The organism is Halorubrum sp. Hd13 (assembly GCF_002252755.1).
Lineage (GTDB): Archaea > Halobacteriota > Halobacteria > Halobacteriales > Haloferacaceae > Halorubrum.
Genome location: NZ_NHOY01000021.1, coordinates 1 through 17,526 on the forward strand (window position 1 = coordinate 1; position 17,526 = coordinate 17,526).

20 protein-coding genes are annotated in these 17,526 nt (G+C 53.1%); 9 read left to right on the forward strand and 11 right to left on the reverse strand.

The features are described from left to right. Nucleotides 1–237 (forward strand): PGF-CTERM sorting domain-containing protein (locus tag DJ81_RS03110; RefSeq protein ID WP_141212512.1); only part of this gene is annotated, 237 nt, incomplete at its 5' end. A 117-nt stretch (nt 238–354) separates the two neighbouring features. Then, nucleotides 355–645, forward strand: coding sequence for a hypothetical protein (locus DJ81_RS03115; protein ID WP_094588399.1), 291 nt, complete (start codon nt 355–357; stop codon nt 643–645). A 46-nt stretch (nt 646–691) separates the two neighbouring features. Here DJ81_RS03115 and DJ81_RS03120 read toward each other — a convergent pair whose 3' ends face one another. Next, the gene (locus DJ81_RS03120) at nt 692–1,285 is read right to left on the reverse strand and encodes a site-specific integrase (RefSeq protein WP_094588401.1); all 594 of its coding nucleotides are present in this window, start codon (nt 1,283–1,285) and stop codon (nt 692–694) included. Between the two features lie 702 nt (nt 1,286–1,987). On the opposite strand from DJ81_RS03120, the gene DJ81_RS18630 reads away from it, so the two are divergent. The 3 genes from DJ81_RS18630 to DJ81_RS18635 all read left to right on the forward strand — a co-directional run bounded on the left by DJ81_RS18630 (nt 1,988) and on the right by DJ81_RS18635 (nt 3,039). Further along, on the forward strand, nt 1,988–2,260 hold the full coding sequence (locus tag DJ81_RS18630; protein ID WP_141212513.1) for a hypothetical protein: 273 nt from the start codon (nt 1,988–1,990) through the stop codon (nt 2,258–2,260). A 75-nt stretch (nt 2,261–2,335) separates the two neighbouring features. Beyond that, complete coding sequence (locus DJ81_RS03125; protein WP_094588403.1) at nt 2,336–2,629, forward strand: phage repressor protein; 294 nt, start codon at nt 2,336–2,338, stop codon at nt 2,627–2,629. Between the two features lie 170 nt (nt 2,630–2,799). Further along, the gene (locus DJ81_RS18635; protein ID WP_141212514.1) at nt 2,800–3,039 is read left to right on the forward strand and encodes a winged helix-turn-helix domain-containing protein; all 240 of its coding nucleotides are present in this window, start codon (nt 2,800–2,802) and stop codon (nt 3,037–3,039) included. A gap of 415 nt (nt 3,040–3,454) precedes the next feature. On the opposite strand, the gene DJ81_RS18640 is transcribed toward DJ81_RS18635, so the two are convergent. Both DJ81_RS18640 and DJ81_RS03135 read right to left on the reverse strand, forming a co-directional pair. Then, nucleotides 3,455–4,234, reverse strand: coding sequence for a hypothetical protein (locus DJ81_RS18640; RefSeq protein ID WP_141212515.1), 780 nt, complete (start codon nt 4,232–4,234; stop codon nt 3,455–3,457). A 114-nt stretch (nt 4,235–4,348) separates the two neighbouring features. After that, nucleotides 4,349–4,717 carry a type IV pilin gene (locus DJ81_RS03135; RefSeq protein ID WP_094588407.1) on the reverse strand — a complete coding sequence of 123 codons (369 nt, stop codon included), beginning with the start codon at nt 4,715–4,717 and terminating at the stop codon, nt 4,349–4,351. A 1,484-nt stretch (nt 4,718–6,201) separates the two neighbouring features. Between DJ81_RS03135 and tnpA the strand changes: the two genes are divergently transcribed. Both tnpA and DJ81_RS03145 read left to right on the forward strand, forming a co-directional pair. Further along, a complete protein-coding gene (tnpA, locus tag DJ81_RS03140) occupies nt 6,202–6,609 on the forward strand; it encodes an IS200/IS605 family transposase (RefSeq protein WP_094527272.1) in 408 nt (135 codons plus the stop codon). Beyond that, on the forward strand, nt 6,609–7,853 hold the full coding sequence (locus DJ81_RS03145) for an RNA-guided endonuclease TnpB family protein (protein ID WP_094527271.1): 1,245 nt from the start codon (nt 6,609–6,611) through the stop codon (nt 7,851–7,853). Before tnpA ends, DJ81_RS03145 begins: the two co-directional genes overlap by 1 nt. Before the next feature lie 11 nt (nt 7,854–7,864). Here DJ81_RS03145 and DJ81_RS03150 read toward each other — a convergent pair whose 3' ends face one another. From DJ81_RS03150 to DJ81_RS19050, 4 genes are all read right to left on the reverse strand, one after another. Beyond that, nucleotides 7,865–8,251, reverse strand: coding sequence for a hypothetical protein (locus DJ81_RS03150; RefSeq protein WP_094588409.1), 387 nt, complete (start codon nt 8,249–8,251; stop codon nt 7,865–7,867). Continuing rightward, the gene (locus DJ81_RS03155) at nt 8,244–9,110 is read right to left on the reverse strand and encodes a ParA family protein (protein WP_094588411.1); all 867 of its coding nucleotides are present in this window, start codon (nt 9,108–9,110) and stop codon (nt 8,244–8,246) included. Before DJ81_RS03155 ends, DJ81_RS03150 begins: the two co-directional genes overlap by 8 nt. Nucleotides 9,111–9,417: 307 nt before the next feature. Next, nucleotides 9,418–10,746 (reverse strand): Cdc6/Cdc18 family protein, encoded by a 1,329-nt coding sequence (locus DJ81_RS03160; protein WP_094588413.1) that lies wholly within the window; start codon nt 10,744–10,746, stop codon nt 9,418–9,420. A 552-nt stretch (nt 10,747–11,298) separates the two neighbouring features. Next, entirely contained in the window at nt 11,299–11,577 is a 279-nt protein-coding gene (locus DJ81_RS19050) for a hypothetical protein (protein WP_170938228.1), read from the reverse strand. Between the two features lie 847 nt (nt 11,578–12,424). On the opposite strand from DJ81_RS19050, the gene DJ81_RS03170 reads away from it, so the two are divergent. Together DJ81_RS03170 and DJ81_RS03175 are read left to right on the forward strand one after the other, a co-directional pair. Then, on the forward strand, nt 12,425–14,701 hold the full coding sequence (locus DJ81_RS03170) for a PAS domain S-box protein (protein ID WP_094588417.1): 2,277 nt from the start codon (nt 12,425–12,427) through the stop codon (nt 14,699–14,701). A 61-nt stretch (nt 14,702–14,762) separates the two neighbouring features. Continuing rightward, nucleotides 14,763–15,005, forward strand: a complete 243-nt coding sequence (locus DJ81_RS03175; protein WP_094588419.1) for a HalOD1 output domain-containing protein — start codon at nt 14,763–14,765, stop codon at nt 15,003–15,005. A 644-nt stretch (nt 15,006–15,649) separates the two neighbouring features. Here the strand turns inward: DJ81_RS03175 and DJ81_RS03180 are convergent. The 4 genes from DJ81_RS03180 to DJ81_RS03195 form a co-directional block, all read right to left on the reverse strand. Then, nucleotides 15,650–16,087 carry a PIN domain-containing protein gene (locus DJ81_RS03180; RefSeq protein WP_094588421.1) on the reverse strand — a complete coding sequence of 146 codons (438 nt, stop codon included), beginning with the start codon at nt 16,085–16,087 and terminating at the stop codon, nt 15,650–15,652. Continuing rightward, nucleotides 16,084–16,380: an AbrB/MazE/SpoVT family DNA-binding domain-containing protein gene (locus DJ81_RS03185; protein ID WP_094588423.1), complete on the reverse strand. Its 297-nt coding sequence runs from the start codon at nt 16,378–16,380 to the stop codon at nt 16,084–16,086. The genes DJ81_RS03180 and DJ81_RS03185 overlap by 4 nt, the downstream gene beginning before the upstream one ends. A 382-nt stretch (nt 16,381–16,762) precedes the next feature. After that, a complete protein-coding gene (locus tag DJ81_RS03190) occupies nt 16,763–17,179 on the reverse strand; it encodes a PIN domain-containing protein (RefSeq protein ID WP_094588425.1) in 417 nt (138 codons plus the stop codon). Continuing rightward, nucleotides 17,176–17,445 carry an AbrB/MazE/SpoVT family DNA-binding domain-containing protein gene (locus DJ81_RS03195; RefSeq protein WP_094588427.1) on the reverse strand — a complete coding sequence of 90 codons (270 nt, stop codon included), beginning with the start codon at nt 17,443–17,445 and terminating at the stop codon, nt 17,176–17,178. The genes DJ81_RS03190 and DJ81_RS03195 overlap by 4 nt, the downstream gene beginning before the upstream one ends. Nucleotides 17,446–17,526: the final 81 nt, after the last annotated feature.

The following is a 17,526-nucleotide window of genomic DNA, read 5'->3' on the forward strand; positions in this document are numbered from 1 at the left end:
TCCGGTGACGGTTCGTCCGACGATGGTTCGACCGATGACGGTTCGTCCGGTGACGGTTCGACCGACGATGGTTCGACCGATGACGGTTCGTCCGGTGACGGTTCGACCGATGACGGTTCGTCCGGTGACGGTTCGACCGGTGACGGCGGGACTGACGATAGCACACCCGGCTTCAGTGTTATCGTCACGCTGCTGGCGCTGCTGCTGGCAGCCGGGTTCCTGACCCGTCGCCAGTAATCGCTCACCTCCCTCGGCTTCGGTTTGAGCCGTGGTGGGTGGCAGCCGACACCCGAATCTGAGCACTCACAAACGACCGCCACACCCCAACGAGAACACACGACAAAGACGCAATCGATGGATCGCATCAACAAAACCGACTTTAAGATATTAGAGGCTCTTGCCGACGGCGAGCGCAACATCGCGGCGAACATCGCGCTCGAGATCGACGCGAACCGTGGGTATATCAACAACCGGTTTAGCTACCTACTGAGTAGAGATCTTGTGCAGCGTGTTGGCCCAAAGGAGCGGAGTGGCCTCTATCAAATCACAGAGAAAGGCGAGGTTGCGGTTGAACACAAACAGAAGTGCCTCAACGATACGGTTGATGACTTTGAATCGTTCGTCGAAAATCGGCTCTCAGAGTAGACCGATAGTAGCTAGCTGAGCGGGATTACGCAGTTGTTGGCGGTGTTTACGCTCGCATCGCCTCACCAATACGCCCTTCTGTTGGTTCAGTAAGATACGGTTCAATCGCAGAGTAATCGCTCCACCCACCGAGCGACATCATTGTCCGAACGTCGACCTGCCGCTCAACAAGATGGTACGTCGCCCAGCTACGCCGGAGATCATGCGATGACACGTGCTGCCAACGGTGAGTGTCGGTCTTATCGGAAATCTGGTGTCCAGCCTCTTTCACCCACCGCCGGACGGACGATGTCGAGGCGTCAACCCAGGGGTCAGACCCTGAAAGATCCTGTTCGCGCGTGTATTTGTGGAGATCATCGGCGACATCCTCAGGCATCCAGGCATCACGAACTGTTTGGCCACCTCCTTTCGTGTTCTTTCCCCGCACTTCGAACAGCCAGATCTCTCCATCATCAGACCACCGAAGGTCATCACTGCTCGGATACGAAACCTCATCTGCTCGAAGCCCACATCGGCCCATCAGCTGCATGGCAACCTCTCGATGCCAACCGTTCTCACCAGCAACGCGCTCGAGACGATCGAGCTCATCGGGTGAAAGCCAACACTTGACGACGTCCCCAGAGTCATCGAGCCGGACCATAATCGGATCTTACATACAATCCGATTAAATAGGAGGGGTTTGACTTCGTCAGGTGAGGCTCACATCCGTCTGTGAGCCAATTTCTAGTCGGGTTGTATAATAACTCGACTATGGCTACGGAGAGCGTGTTAGAAAAAGAGTGTAGCAATAATAGATAAGATAATAACCGTCGTGAGAATAATAAATGCGTAGCCAACAAGCGGGGTAACCGCATGGGTGTCTGAGATAATTCCCAAGTGCTTACTAGTTCGATCTTTCCAACTTCGGATTGTTATAATGTCAGCTAGCTGCATGAATCGTGATATACCAGTAGTATGTACTAAAAGCAAATAAATTAATGGGACGAGCTCGCTTGTCAGCGAATGACCGCAGATAACATTACTAATATGATACTAGAGAAAGAAATAAGTGATAGTACATAGCAACAGTATGTGGCGGAATCAATGAAGGAGATCAAAAATCGCTCTCTGAGAAAGTAGCCCCAATTCTTCACTGTGTGACAACTAACTAAAGCTACGACAGCGTACACAATCCGACCCAAAAATCTACCAGAACAAAAATCAGAATGAACAACACATTAACAAACAAAACAATGAATAGAACAATTAATTGAAATTGTTGTTGAAAATACTAGTCGGAGGTTTTTGCTCCCAAGCACTCATACTAATAAGATGAAGTAATTACAATGAGATGTTCAATTAAATGGATGGAACTGTCGAGAGTGGAGATGAAATAAAAATGGCGGGCTCAACAGAGGTGCCACCTAGTTTGAGATGGGCAGTAATCAAGTCGATGATGAATGCCCAGACTCACACTAATGCGAGTCTCGAACAGTATCTATTGTACGTTACACACGAAAAATTCGACTTAAACAAAAAAGAGATCGAAGTCTGCCTCGATGAGGCAATTACTAGTCAAGAACGCGCTCTCGAAGATCTAAAAGCCGCACGTGATATCGTCCAAGAATTAGAATAGTACTCTGCTTCATTATTCGATCCTGATAGCGAAATAAGGATCAGACCTATATTGGATGCCGATAGTTTGTCGGTAATGCGGCTAACGGTTCCCACTGATTTCGAAATACTTCGTGCGCTCAGTGATGAGAAACGGAATAACGCTATTAACATTGCTGCTGAGATTGACCGTAATCGGTCGTATATTAACACTCGGCTTCCTGTTTTGGCAGATTTTGGACTTCTCGAACGGGTTGGGCCTGCACCAAACAGCGGGCTCTACGCTATTACAGAGAAGGGACAACTAGTTGCCGAGCATCAAGACGTCTATGAAGATGATAGCACCGACTTTGAAACGTTCATTGAAGATAGGTTAACCAGCGAAGACTGAGATCATTCTGGGCGGGGACAATCAATTTGTGAACGGTCAGAAGAAATCCGATCCTAACAAGCGGTCTGTCCTCAAAGAGTATGCCTCTTCACTCATTGTGAAGCGTATAACAATATACCAACAGCAGATACTGATCGGTAGTCAGCGAAGTAATTGACAAAGAGGATATTATGTCATCCATCACATCGACCGACCGTCAAATTCTAGAGGTGCTCGTTACAGAAGGACGAAACAACGCGATCAATGTCGCTGCCATTCTCGATCGGAATCGTCCATATATCAATACACGCCTCTCGGTATTAGCTCGAGAAGGCTATGTCAAACGAGTTGGACCAGCACCGAACAGTGGGTTGTACGAATTGACATCCACCGGACGACAAAAAGTAGACTCTCAAAAAATCATTCAATAAACTAACACCAAGTGCTGCAGGCTCTCCTTACTCAAAATAGTATGTGAAATAATAAGATGTTGTCACTTTTGCCGCTTCGGCCAATCATAATTTGTAGTATATTCTAGTAGTATCTGCGGAGAACAATCATGGCACACGGTTGTTTGCAAGCCTCAGCCCTTCCCTCCCCCCTAGGGCTGTGTTATAACAGGGATTGTCGTTATTCTATGCAACAGCACGGACAAGAAGTGGAATAGCACAACCGAGGAGAAGAGCCCCAACCACAGCGAACACTGTTGGTGATGACGTGACTTCAATTGTTTCTAGCAGTGCGATGACCATATTTATTTAACAACTGTCTAATATTTAAAAGAAACTTTTCGCTTGCGGGTTGATCTATCAGCAGCCAATCTAACAAAAAGGTCAACTGAGAGGATCACATTTCTGCGAGATTGAGCGCCCACATGGCAGCAGCTGAGACAGTCACACCTCGATCGCCTGCACTCGCGTGTTCATTGGTTACCTGTTCAATTAGGTCTGCAATAGCCTGATGGAACGCTATTGGCTGTTGTCCATGCAGTCGGCTCGTTGCTTTATTCGGATAGTCGACCGCACGGTGGCGGACATACGCGTCGAGAAAACCGGCTTGGCCTGCCACACTAGCATGATCAACAATCGCAGGAAGCGTTTCGACAGTAGCTCGCCCACCAACCGGACAGCCCCATGCAGCAAGTGTGCGACCGAGGACCGACCCGTGAGTTGCTGGGAGCACCTCAGTGGCTCGTGACTCAAGTTCTTCGTGCCGGCGTGTCGGATGGACGCCGACATCACGAAATGCCTCCTCAATCTCATCAAGCGAGACCCGACGACCAGCTGCAACACTTGGAACATAGTTTTTTGCGGCAATTGATCCACCCCCGAGAAGATGTCCAGCGAGCGCCGCCAGCGCCACACTCATGTCGTCGTCAGGGTCAACCCAGCCATGCCGTTGGGCAAGCATGACGCCACGGGCGGCATCTGGCATCCCATCCTCATCAACCCACGCACGGATGCGACCACGTGGAAGTTCGACAATTGTAGACAGGGCCGTAGAGCCTTTATTCGGGTTGTTGGCGGAAGCTTCGACAACTCGATTGTAATCTTGGACTGCCTCGTATGGATCCTCGTAACTCGGGTGGTTGTAAGTACGAGCAAGAGTGGTAACAACTGTTTTCATAATTTAATACAGATCAGATAATCAACAATAATATCTGTTATGCGTAATTAGAGATGTTGCCTGTGCTTAGACAGCTCTCATATATTCAGTGTGAAAGAAATTTAACCAGGTCAGTTAGCAGGCTTCCCTTCGGAGGATAGCGGTTTCACCACCATTTGGACTCTGCCAAATGAGTGGCGCTGCGCTGCTGTCAAAGCTAGAGACAACTGTGTCACCAGCATTGTATGTCCCGCCAATAGCGGAGGTGGTGGTACTGTTTGAGTATAGATTAGCTCCATCCAGCTCTTCGCCTCCGTTGTGAACGAGATCACCACTATCACACTGGAAACTCGCCTGTGGTGCCGAGTCGCCGAGTGAGTCACCCAGTCCAAGCACGAACGTCCCGATCACAGCTGCTAGAATGACGGTTATAGCAACCATGAGTATCACACCAATGACAGGTGAGACAGCACGATCGTCGTCGAACATTTGGTCTAACTTCATGTTATATCTGGCTTATATTCCAGTAAGGAGTTACTTAATCATACCGGCCCGACTCTCAATAGTGATACCATCTATCAAACAAAGCAAATAGAAGAATCGGGAGATACGGCTGGTGAGGGTCAGCGCCAGTGGACTTGCCATCCACCATCTGTGTAGTAGCCAGCACTTGTATGTGTGAGTACGAGGTCACTCTGGACCACAGTTGCAGGCACCTCATAGATGAGCGTCCACTGCTCGCTGTCACCGGGGGCCAGATCAGTCCAGGTGTCAGTCGTGTCCCCGCCAATCGACGTATGTGGTCGCTCCGTTGTTCGTCTGGTAGTATGCAGCTGGAAACCATGCACATCAGGTGTCCGGCGCTGCTCGGCTGCTGCGTTACGCACTTGCAGCGGTAAGACAACAAGTTGTGTTCGTGTCGTCGTCGAGACCGTAACTGAGGTGCCATCAGATCGAGTCCCGGTGTAGCGGTCGGTGACGGTTGGCGTCCCAACACTGAGGACATGGCCTGTTGCTGGCTGATAGGAGCCTCCCCACGATCGAGTGCTTAATTCGACGGTTGTACTGGCGGTGGCGGTAACTCGGCTCTCCCCGGCTGTTGCCCAGGCGGTCCACAAAAGCGCTCCCCTCTCCCAGTTTGCTATCGGCTGCGTGCTCGTGTATGTCTCGTCTGGCTCAAGTGTCGTCTCTACGGTGTTCAATGTTTGAAAGACCATCTGTGGCCGTCGCACGTCGACACCAGATGTGACCGTTGTCGCTGTCTCCCCAGTGTTCGTCACACGGAGATCATAGGTATTTTCTAGTCCCGTGTCAAGCGTCTCTGGGACCGTCAGATCGATTGACAACTGTGGCGTCGATGTGTCCGGGGTCGCAGTGGTGGTATTAGACTCATTCGCCCCGGAAGTCAACGACGATGGAGCGTCTGTTTCTGGCTGTGGGTCGACAGACGATTGCGGGGGTGACTCAGGTTCAGTGAAGAGACACCCGGCAAGAGAAAATGCCGCTGCTGTGCCCGCTCTGGTGAGCCACTGTCGGCGCGAGTGGGTCAATCGCGAATCGTCTCTACGTGGAGGTGAGTCAGACATACGAGTATACTACACTGAGCCAATCGAGTTGGACGGCAATATCCTAGATGTCTAGCAGTGTATATCTTTGTCAGGCTGTTGGCGCGTGTAACACAGATGACCCAGAAGTATCCAATCAGACGAGAGGCACTATAGAAATAACTACAGGAATTACTATAGATATTACTATAGACAATGCTATATGGATTCAAAAACACCATGTACGAACCTGAAAAGCCTGAAAGACAGTTAGCTGGATATAGGCGCTAAGCCCCCACCCTCAACGGAGCGATCGAAGGGAGCGGAGTAGGGTGGGGATACAGCGCCGTCATCATCTGTTCATACAGCGAAACGGTTGCAGGCCCACAGACCCACGTAGTCACAACGTTTTTCACTGGGGTACCGTACAATAGTACGAACCCAATGGAGTACGACCTCGATTCGGGAGCGCACTCGACGTATTCCCTGCACTACCACCTGATACTCACTACGAAGTATCGGCGCGGAGTGCTAACCGAGGAGCGAACCCAATTCATTCGCGGGGTTATCAGCGGGTTCACGGACAAGTACGGCGTCGAACTGACGAACCTCGACGGAAAGGACGACCACGTTCACATCCTGTTCCGAGCGAAACCAACCACAGACCTCGTGAAGTTCATCAACACGGTCAAGGGCGCGACCGCCCGCCGTATCCGTAACGAGTACGAGGATGAACTGAAAACCGAACTGTGGGGCGACTCGTTCTGGAACGACTCGTACTGCCTCATCTCGACGGGGCAGGTGTCGCTGGATGTGCTGAAACAGTACGTCGAAGACCAGCGGGAGAGCTGATGTACTACGCCTACAACTACCGCCTCAAGCCGTCCGACGCCCACCGTGAGGAGTTGGACCGCCACCGCGATATTTGTCGGCAACTCTACAACCACACGCTCTACCGCCTCAACGAGTATCAAAACGAACACGGCGAACTGCCTTCTATGACCACGCTTCGGTCGGAACTCCCCGACCTCAAGAAGTGGTGGGACGGCCTCTCCGACGTGTACTCGAAGGTTCTCCAAACCGTCGTTGAACGGTTGTTCGACAACCTCAAAGGGCTCTCCGCGCTCAAGGAGAACGGCTACGGCGTCGGTCAACTCAAATGGAAGCCGCCACGGGAGTTCCGCAGTTTCACGTACAGCCAGTCTGGCTTCAAGCTCGACAAAAAGGGCGGTCAGACTGTGCTGTCACTCTCGAAACTCGGAGACATACCGATTCGGCTCCACCGCGCCATCCCCGACGACGCGAAGCTCAAACAGGTCACGGTCAAGAAGGAACCGACGGGCGAGTGGTTCGCCACGTTCGGAGTCGAAATAGACCGTGAACCGCCCGAACCGCCTGAGAATCCCGAGCGGTGCGTCGGCATTGACGTGGGAATTCTCAAGTACGCCCACGACACCGACGGGACCGCCGTCGGGTCGCCCGACCTCTCCGCCGAACGGGAGCGTCTGGAACGCGAACAGCGGTCCCTCTCACGGAAGGAACACGGGTCGAACAACTACGAGAAGCAACGACGGCGGGTCGCGGAGTGTTACGCCGACCTCCGACGGAAGCGCCGTGACTTCCTACATAAGCTCTCGAACTACTACGCTCGGGAGTACGACCTCGTGGCGGTCGAAGACCTGAACGTGAAAGGGATACTCGAATCACCGTCGAACAGCCGCAACACGGCATCTGCCGCGTGGCGAACGTTCCTCTCGTTGCTCGAATACAAGTGCAAGCGTGAGAGGACGCACTTCGTCGCCGTGAATCCGAGAGGGACAACCAAGGAGTGCGCGTCGTGCGGCGTTTCGACCGACAAACCGTTGTGGGTCCGTGAACACACCTGTCCTGCCTGCGGGTTTAAGACGGACAGGGACGCGAACGCGGCGTGGAACATCCTTTCTCGCGGCCTCGAAGATGTAGGAGTGGGACACTCCGAATCAACGTCTGTGGAGACTGCGCTCCCTGTGGACACCGACTTGGTGTCTGCAAAGCGCGTCGTGGAAGCAGGAAGCCCTACCCTCAAGGAGCGAACGGCGTCAGCCGTGAGCGAGTAGGGTAGGGTAGTTCACAGTCGGTTTGTGGCGTGTTCGCCAGCTGCATCACGAACGGCATCAAGCTCGTCGGGAGCTGCCTCTTTGAATCCGAGCCGAAGCGCAAGCCGAAGGATCTCACTGCGATCGACCTCCTCGTGCTCGAGATCAAGCCGTTGTTGGAGTCCTTCTCCAACCGAAGTCATTCGGTCAGGATTCGCTTCGAGCGCACGGACAAACGCAGCGAGATGCCCGTCCCAGACGCTGACCGTCTTCTGTTTGTCACCGTCGTCGATGGCCTCGAGTTCGCTAACAATATCGTCGACGAATGCACGGCGATCTGACGCGGCGTCTGCCGTGTCGATCCGATCGCCGTGTGCCGTCTCATCACGGAGGGCCGCGAGTTCGTCGTCCTCAGACATGGATCTCACCCTGAAGCCGCTTAACGAGAAGATCCGCAGCCGCGAGATATGCCTCACGAGCCTGTGTTGCAGTTGCTGAGGGATCGGTTAGTGCGAATGCCGTCTGCCCTTGCTGTGCAGCATTCCGAATATCCTGTGAGTAGGGGACGTAGTCGGCTGCAATCGCATCAGGATACTCTCGCTCAAACGCGTCAAGATACTCTTCAGCGAGGGTCGTTCGCGTATCGACTTTGTTCGGTAAGACGAGTGCCAGTTCAATTGTCGTCGCGAAGTTGGTTGCAATTTTGTCTAGATCGCGGCGGAGCGCGTCAGCCTGTTCAGCCTCAAACGGTCCCATCTCAATGGGGACGATCACGTTTTGTGCCGCCCAGAGGCCATTGTATGAGACGTTGTTCGTCATGCCAGGGAGATCGATGAGGACGATATCGTACGCAAGCGGATCGACGTACTCGTCGAGAAACTGCTCGAACCGGCTATATCGTTCGCGAGCGTCATTGATGTTTCCTAGCTCGGAGTCGAGCGTATCGAGCCCAGGGTGTGCCGGGATGAGGTCGACGCCCTCGTCAGTCGCAACGATGAGGTCATCAAGTGGGTCCGCACCCAATTTCTCTGCAATCGTCGGCCACGCATCGTCGAAGACCGTCGAGACGTTCGGCCACGCCGCATCGGCCTCGATGCGTTGCTGGTAGTCGTCCCAGACGCCGAAGTGCTTCGCAAGGTCGCCTTGCTTGCCTGCTAAGTCGACCAGTAACACGTCGAATCCATGCTCGTTGAGTGCGATACCGAGATGGGCGACTGTCGTCGTCTTGCCGGTCCCGCCCTTATCCAGAAATGCAGCAGCACGGAGTGTTGATCCCATATAGGTTCACCTATATGAAATCCTATAGCAATTCCTATTGGATAAAGTTACGCCTACAGAGAATCTGTTGGGCAAATCAAATAGATCCGGCGACAAGAAAATCGGCGACACACCACCCTGCAAGTGTTCTTTTGCCGGGTTTTCGATCAGCCAGATGACGAGTCATCACGAAAGTGAGTCACAAAAAGAGGGCAGATAGGTGCTGAGGACACACCACCCTGCAAGTGTTTTATACCATCAGTATATCCTGATGGAATAGTCAAGATGCGGGTCAAAAAAACGTTCATCACAGGATCTGGGATGGTTATCAGGTGAACTGCCAGATTTGTTGTTGTTCCTCATCGTCCGGGTCGGGAGCCTCAAACGAGGTTGCTTCATCTTCCTTGTGGTGCTCGAGAATTTCCCAGACATTATTCGGAAGCGCGTCAACGTAATCTGACTTGACAACGGCATTAATGATGTCGACGGGGTCATCTGTGACCTGGTACACGAAGCGGCGCCCACCTCGACGCCCCTGATTGTGATCCTCTGATCGGACAAAGCCCTGCATTGAGAGCTGGTCAAGATACTCGTACAGTTTCCGCTCTGACCGTGGATTGCTACCGGCCGCCTCGGCGATCGACGAGTACAGCGTGTAGATCCGTTTTGTCCGCGCGTCGTGGTCTGGTTCAATAATTGCGAGTGTCGTCGCGATGTACGTGAGCGCCTGCTGGCGAGTTAGATCGTTGTCGAACGAGTTGAGAATCTCGTCGGTTTCGATGGTTTCTGTTGCGCGTCGAGTATGTGCTTCGGTGACAACTGACGCGTCATCCATCCGGGCATACTCGCCCGCTTTCTCGAGAATTTTGAGCCCTTGGCGGACGTCACCGCGTTCTTGGGCGGTGAATGCGGCAGCAAGCGGGATTACCTCATCGGTTAACACACCGTCGTGAAAGGCGATCCCCGCATAGTACCCGAGGATATCACGGAGTTCGTCGGCATCATACGGTCCGAACTTGATTTCGCGTTCCCCGAGTGTGCTCTTCACTTTCGGCTCCAACGAGTCGACAAATTTCAGATCGTTCGAGATACCGATCAGCCCAATACACGCCTCGTCGATGGCTGCATTCTCGCTGGCCTCAGCGCGCGGAAGGTCATACAGAAAGTCGTTGCGTGCGTCCGGAGGGATGTTGTCGATCTCGTCAAGGATGATGAGAACGTTCCCACCAGCGTCCTCGATCTCTTCGTACAGAAACTCGAAAACAGTATCTGTACTATATCCGCTTTTCGGGAGCGCGTTGTCAGGTGTACGGAATTCGTTAACCAGCCGGCTCACGAGTCGGTATGACGACTTGTAGTTCCGGCAGTTGATCGGGCCGAGAATTTCGAGGTCGACACCCTGCTCAGTTGCTTTTTCGAGCAGCATGTCGCGGACCCATTTCGTGACAGCAGTTTTCCCAACGCCAGTCGGACCGTAGACGAAGACATTGTTTGGCTCGTGACCGACGACGACATCCTGGAGCGCGTTCACGTAGAGGTCAATCTCGTCGTCACGGTGAAAGATCATCTCGGGATCGAAGCTGTCCTTCTTTAGTGGCTGTTTGGAGTCGAAAATCTCGTCCGTCCCAGCGAACGGATTTTCGTCCGTTTGCACCATCTTGGTAATGGCCTATGCGGCATTGGGCATAAGTTTCGTGGACCACCCTGCAAGTGTTTCAACTGTTCAGTATCGTGTTCTCTCTCGCAGTGACGGGACACACACACACCACCCTGCAAGTGTTCTCGGGTCTCCAGAGGAAGGGGTGGGGGGTTCTCGGTTGTCAGTAAGTGGCGCTGTCAGTATCGGCGATCTACGGGACAGCACGCGTCCCCGTGATAACAACTCGAACACGTCTATTATATATCTATAATATAAATGTTGTTGTTGTTGTTGTTGTTGCCGGTTGTAGATGAGACGCAGACAGTACGCCGTCATGTGATTTTGTAAATAAAGTACAGTATCTTGTTGTCTATTACCGCTGTGTTTATAATAAAACGGTGGAAGCCCGTTCGATCCTACACACCCCCTCCCTCCGGTTCAACCCCCTAGAACACTTGCAGGGTGGTGTGTGTGTGTCCCCGCCAGACCGCCATTGTTTGTGACAGCTAGAGCCGCCCATGGTGTTGGATCTCCACAACGTGTGTACAACCTCGCGGGACGGTTCCCCGCTCAATTCCAAACCAACACTGAGAGTCCCTCAAGGAGCTCGACCGTCTCTTGGATCTCACGACCAGCCAGCCCGCTGAGCAGCTGATATTCCTGTAAAAACAGGTATCCAGTTGTCAGCAGAATCCCGCCACCGAGTCCGAGCGAGCCAACAACGACAAGGGCAGTTAACAGTCGAGAAATCCTGAGCAATTTCAGGAGCACTGGCATCGCGAATAGCACGAACAGGACTACCCCAAACACTCTGAGCAGCATCGCGATCGCCCGGTCTAGGCTCGGCATGGTTAACTGACTCCTTGCGAGCACGAAAATCGCCACAGACAGTGAGAGCAATGTCACCCATACGAGTACAGCGAGGAGTCCAGCGTGACTCTGATGAACTTCGGAGGTTGCTGTGTCCACCCCCTCATCCTCATGTACCCACGGGTTTCGCATACATAGAGCACGCTTCGGAGATGTTAAAATATCAATTGTTTTTTCAGATCCGCCTGTGTCAGATGAATATAGTATCAGTATATGCTGTTGGTTAGTTACAAGTTATCCGCTCGTGATTGCTTGTAGTACGATCTCGTCTCGCGTTTCTTTATACAGCTATTTTGTCCGCTAATTCCCTGACTCCTACCCCCTATTTTTTGATGCCGGAGGTTGTTGAGGAAGCACAGTTTGCTGCTGTTCGCGTTTCCCGCGCTATATGGGTCTCTCATCTCTCTATAGGATTCCCTATATGGAATCCTATAGTAGCTTTGGTGTGCTGAGTAGGCTCCGATCAGGCTTTCAGAGACTGAGATCCATATCCGGAGACAACTTGCAACCCGATCTAACATCTAATGAATCCGAAAACATAACTAATGATAGTATATACTGTTGCTATATATGACCGGAGCCTTTCTTTTCACGACACAGGCGCAGCCAGTCACAGACACAACGTTCCAGTGGTGGGGTGAGACTCGAGTTGAGTCTACAGTCTCACCACGCCACTTGCGATCACATTCTCTCTCGGCGGTTTGGACTCACCCATCAGTAGAGGCGGCTCTTCGACTCCGTCTGTCTTCGGTGTATTCACACTCCGATCGCTGGACACACGGCTCGCACAGCGGTGCAACGGTCTGCACTCGGTCGCACTAATTCAATGACTACAACGGAGACACCGATCCAGCTGTTACACGTCGACGATCAACCGAGTTTTACCGAGATGGTCGCTGCACAGTTAGAGCATGAACGTGATCGGTTCACGGTGCAGACGGCAACAAATGCAACTGACGGCCACGACATCTTAGCCGACCACGAGATTGATTGTGTCATCTCCGATTATGAGATGCCTGGCCAGAACGGTATTGAGTTTCTCGAAACCGTTCGTACAGAGTACCCTGATCTCCCATTTATCCTGTACACCGGCAAAGGTTCTGAGGCCGTCGCGAGTGAGGCCATCTCTGCTGGTGTGACCGACTATCTTCAAAAGGGAAGTGGGAATGGACAGTATGCGGTTCTTGCGAATCGGATCGAGAATGCTGTCGATCGATATCAAGCCCAGCGTGTGATTGAAGAAAGTCGAGAGCGGCTCTCGTTGTTTATCGACCAGTCGTTACTCGGTGTTATTGAGTGGAACAAACAGCTTGAGTGTGTCAGTATGAACGATGCGGCGGTCGATATTCTCGGGTACTCTGCAGACGAGTTCGTTGGGAACTCGTGGAAAACGATTGTTCCCGACTCAGAACATGGTACTGTCAGCGATATCATCGCCTCACTGTCCGGGTCAAACGGGGCATCCCGTACCGTCATCGAGAATACGACACGCGATGGCGAGCGGATCATCTGTGAATGGCACAATCACGTAATTACTGATGCTGACGGCGAGATCGTGACGATCTTCTCGCAGCTTCAGGACGTTACAGAGCAGAAACAGCATGAGCGTGCGATCGAGAACGAGCGCGACAAATTCAAAGCGTTCTTCGAACAGTTACCCATCCCAGCAGTTCGGACCACTATCGAAGACGGGGATCCAATTGTCCACGGTCTCAATTCCGCGTTTGAAGAGACGTTCGGCTACGAAGAGACGGAACTCGAAGGCAGGAACCTCGATGCATACGTGGCTCCTGACTCGCTGTCACACTCTGCCGATCGGATCAACCAGCAATTCGTTGAGTCCGGCCATACGAGTGAACGTGTCCGTCGTCAGACGGCTGCTGGCATTCGTGAGTTCCAACTCAACGTCACGCATATTGACTCGACGACACTCCCTGAGGCGTACGCAACCTATCTCCCACTCGGTGACGACTCGCCAGTAAATACTGGCATTGGAGCGCACAATACGAAAATTAAAACACTACACGACGTCGCTGCTGCCATTCACGAGGCGTCTGATCCGGAGGCGGTGTACACGCTCCTTGTCGATGCTGCCGAGCGGATTCTCGCGTTTGACTTAGCACTTGCTGATACGATCGACGATGGAGAATTGGTTCCGGTCGCAATCACCGACCAGGTTGAGACGTATTATGAGACGATTCCGCTTGCTGCAGACGACGCACTTGCTGCTGAGATCGCCCGCACTGGCGAACCGGATATCACGGCTGACCTCACCGATCGCGACTGCTCGCCAGCCGATCCCACATATCGATCCGCACTTACCGTCCCAATTGCAGACCACGGCGTGTTCCAGGCTGTCGCGAGAGAACCAGATGCCTTCGATGAAACTGATCTGAATCTGGTATCGCTGCTCACCACGCATGCGGATTTAGCCCTTGAGCGTCTCGACCGCGAGCACGAACTTCGTGATCGAACCGCCGAACTTGAGCGACAGAACGAACGATTCGAAGAGTTCGCCGGTGTTGTCTCACATGATCTTCGGAGCCCACTGACGGTCGCGCAAGGACATTTAGAAGTCGCACAAGACGAGTGCGATTGTGACCGGTTAGACCGGATCGACGACGCACACATCCGGATTGACACGCTGATCACGAATCTGTTAACGTTAGCACGCGACGGCGACACCCTCTCTGACCGCCAGCCACTCGATCTTGCACAGGTTATCGACGCTAGCTGGGATCATGTTGATACGGCTGATGCAACCCTCCAGGTTGATGTTGACACTACAGTACACGCTGATCCGAGTCGGTTGCAGCAGCTCTTTGAGAACCTAATTCGGAACGCTGTTGAGCACGGTGGGGCTGACGTGACGGTTCGAGCTGGCACACACGCTGATGGATTTTATATCGAGGACGACGGTCCAGGGATCTCGGCAGACGACCGAAAGCAAGTCTTTGAGATTGGAAACTCACGGGTCACTGACGGGAGTGGGTTCGGTTTGAATATCGTCAAACAGATTGTCGAGACACACGGCTGGGAAATTGTACTAACTGACAGCGTATCTGGTGGGGCCCGATTCGAGATACACGGTGTTTCTGGGTGATAATCTTGATTGATCTGTCTGAGAAACTGGATTTATTATACTATAACTATATACTATTAGTATGTACAACGATTTGATTTCAGACGTTATCAAAGCTATCGCTCATAGCAAAGATATGGAGCCGGATGAGCTAGACATTGTTCTGCAGGATCATATCGATCCCGATGCTCTAGAAACTCTCGTAAAACACGACAAAGGCACATGGAGCCTCCAGTTTGCATTGCCAGAACAGACAGTGATGGTGGAATCTAATGGCCAGATCCTTGTTAATGGGCAGTTTGAGCAACGTTGGGGTTCTGATTGAACAAGATCGAACAACTCCAGTAGGGTTAACAGACTCTAGTCACTCGATTCTTTCGCCGCAAGGCAAACCGAATGAGCACCGGTTCGGCGGCACACAACTGACTCGATTCAGTTCTGCCGCTCTACAGGTGTCAGCGGGACACCTGCCTCACACGAGGCAACAGACACCACGTCTACCCGTTAAACAGCTGAAGGGGCCATCTCCCTTCTGAGTGCAATCTCGTCTTACAGTACAGGTTGATTTGGCAGCCGCAGCTGCTGTCAGCTACCAGCGACGAAAGTCGTGGAGTTGCGCCCTCGAAATGATGTGAGCTGTTTGTCTCTGGGGCCACTCTTGGTCGCTATTGAGCGGTGTCGCCCGTGACTGTTTGTGGGTGCCTCGATGGGGTGTCTCGGGAAGGAGTGCTCTCTTGGGCTCCCTGTGTGACAGCCAAGGGCCCACCAAGGGATAACCAAGGGGAGACCAAGAGCAAACCAAGGCCGACACCAAGGATCTGCCATCTCCTTGGCCAAGGCTTGGTGGGGGTACTCGGATGGTGTCGATCGCCGCAGCAGGAGTGGTCTCTGGACTGCCTGCCTCTCCAGCACTCGGTGGTGGCGCTATGGGGTGGCCGAGACGCTCATAGCTTCAGTCGTGAGCGACCGTTAGACTGCGTGGTCTCGGAACCGGTACAGGTCAACCTCGAGTGGTAGGTCATCAAAATCATCGTCAGTTCCGGCGACAAGCGTCGCATCACGGTCGTGGGCAAGTGCAACAGCGTACGCGTCCGCAAGTGAGATGCTCCCAGCGGCTTTCACTTCGGCTGCTCGTCGCCAGTCAGCCGCTTCGAGTGCGACTCCTTGTCGTTCAAGCGCACGGATATCGCGGTCCGCTTCTCGCAGCGAGGCGTCTGTCGGTCCGTCATCGACACCTTCGAATCGAGCAACAAGATAGTACACTTCACTCGCGTTCGTCTCCGTCAGGAACCCATCAGTACTGGCGGTGAATACCTCGTCAAGACGATCAGCGACGGCCTCGTGACCGGGTTCGTTGTACAGGAAGGCGATGATCGCTTCAGTATCGAAGACGTACCCCCCGCTCATTCGTCCTCAGACGGGCGTAGCCGGTCAGCTCGCTCCGTGTCCCTGCGTTTCTCTTCTTCCTTCATTTCATGCACCCGCTCGAGTACGGCACCGCGTTCGCGCTCTCCTGCGTGAATTCCATGTAGCTCATCCGGTGACGGCACCGGCTCGATAATGATGCGTCCCTGCTCTTCATAGACGAACACCTCTCCTGGCGTCTCGATCCCGAACTTCTCGCGTAGCCCTTTCGGGATCGTGGCCTGTCCCTTCTGGGACACGCGCACGACCCTTGGTTCTGTTGTACTACTTGCCATTAGTAGTACTTACAACTCGCTGTATTACTAAATGTATCGCAGCCATACAGATTGTGAGTGTCTCGGATCGGTCGGCGTCCCCATCCTCGGCGGGGGCCCCACAGGCTGGTCGGGGGTGTCCGGGGGCGCACTGCTCTCTTGGAGTGCCCGTGATCGCCACGCCGGGGGACGTCGAAGGGACGTCGGGCACACGTCGAGGCAACGTCGGGCGGGGGGTCGGCTGACGGGTCGATCGACGTCCCCGCGGCGTGGGACATTCCAACAGTTTGGGAACTCCTTCAACGAGTGTGTTCCGCTGGTTGAGTTGGCGCAGTTACAACGCGAACCATTCTCTCCACGATTCGCGATTTCAGTGGCGTCCAAGAGACAGTGCGTATCTCGGTCACAAAATGATCGTCTCTATCTCATCAAGCTCAGCAAAATCAGGATCGCCAGAATAGAGCACCTCACAGTCGTCGTGGACGACAGCCGTTGCGATGTGTATCGCATCCGCGTACGATAGTTCCCGTTCCCCTGGGTCGTAGTATTTGAAGCGAAGTTCCGCAGCGTACTCCGCGATCTCGTCGATCAGCGGCATACTGTCGATATATTGGAACTCTCGTATCGCGCGCACCGTTTCTTTCGCGGTGTCTTGATCCTCGACAACACGGACTCGATACGCGACCTCAGCGATGATCGTCGGCGCAATAAGACCCCCTTCTGCAGCCGTATTCGCTCGTTCGATGAGCGATTCAGCGCTGTCTGCGTTCTCGCCGCTAAAGACGAACTCGAGCCAGACCCACGAATCGAGAAAGATCACGTCTCGTCCTCATCAATATGTGAACTCCATGCCGCCTTCGATTCTCGCCGCATCTCCTCGATATCCACGTCGTATTCAGACAGTTTCTCTTTGACGCTCCGAAGCCGTTGTAGTGGTGGCTCCTTCGGTTGAACACGAATTGTTCCCCCTTCTTCGATAATGAACTCGATTTCCGTGCCTGCAGTCAGCCCTAACTCGTCTCGAATCCGTTTTGGGATGGTCACTTGCCCTTTGCTCGTGATCGTTGCGTTGTCTGAGACACCCATATCTTACTGCTGTATGAGTTCCTTACTATTCAATTCATGCCTTACTCTTTGCTGGAGTACAGCCCAATTGCTGTCTCGCTG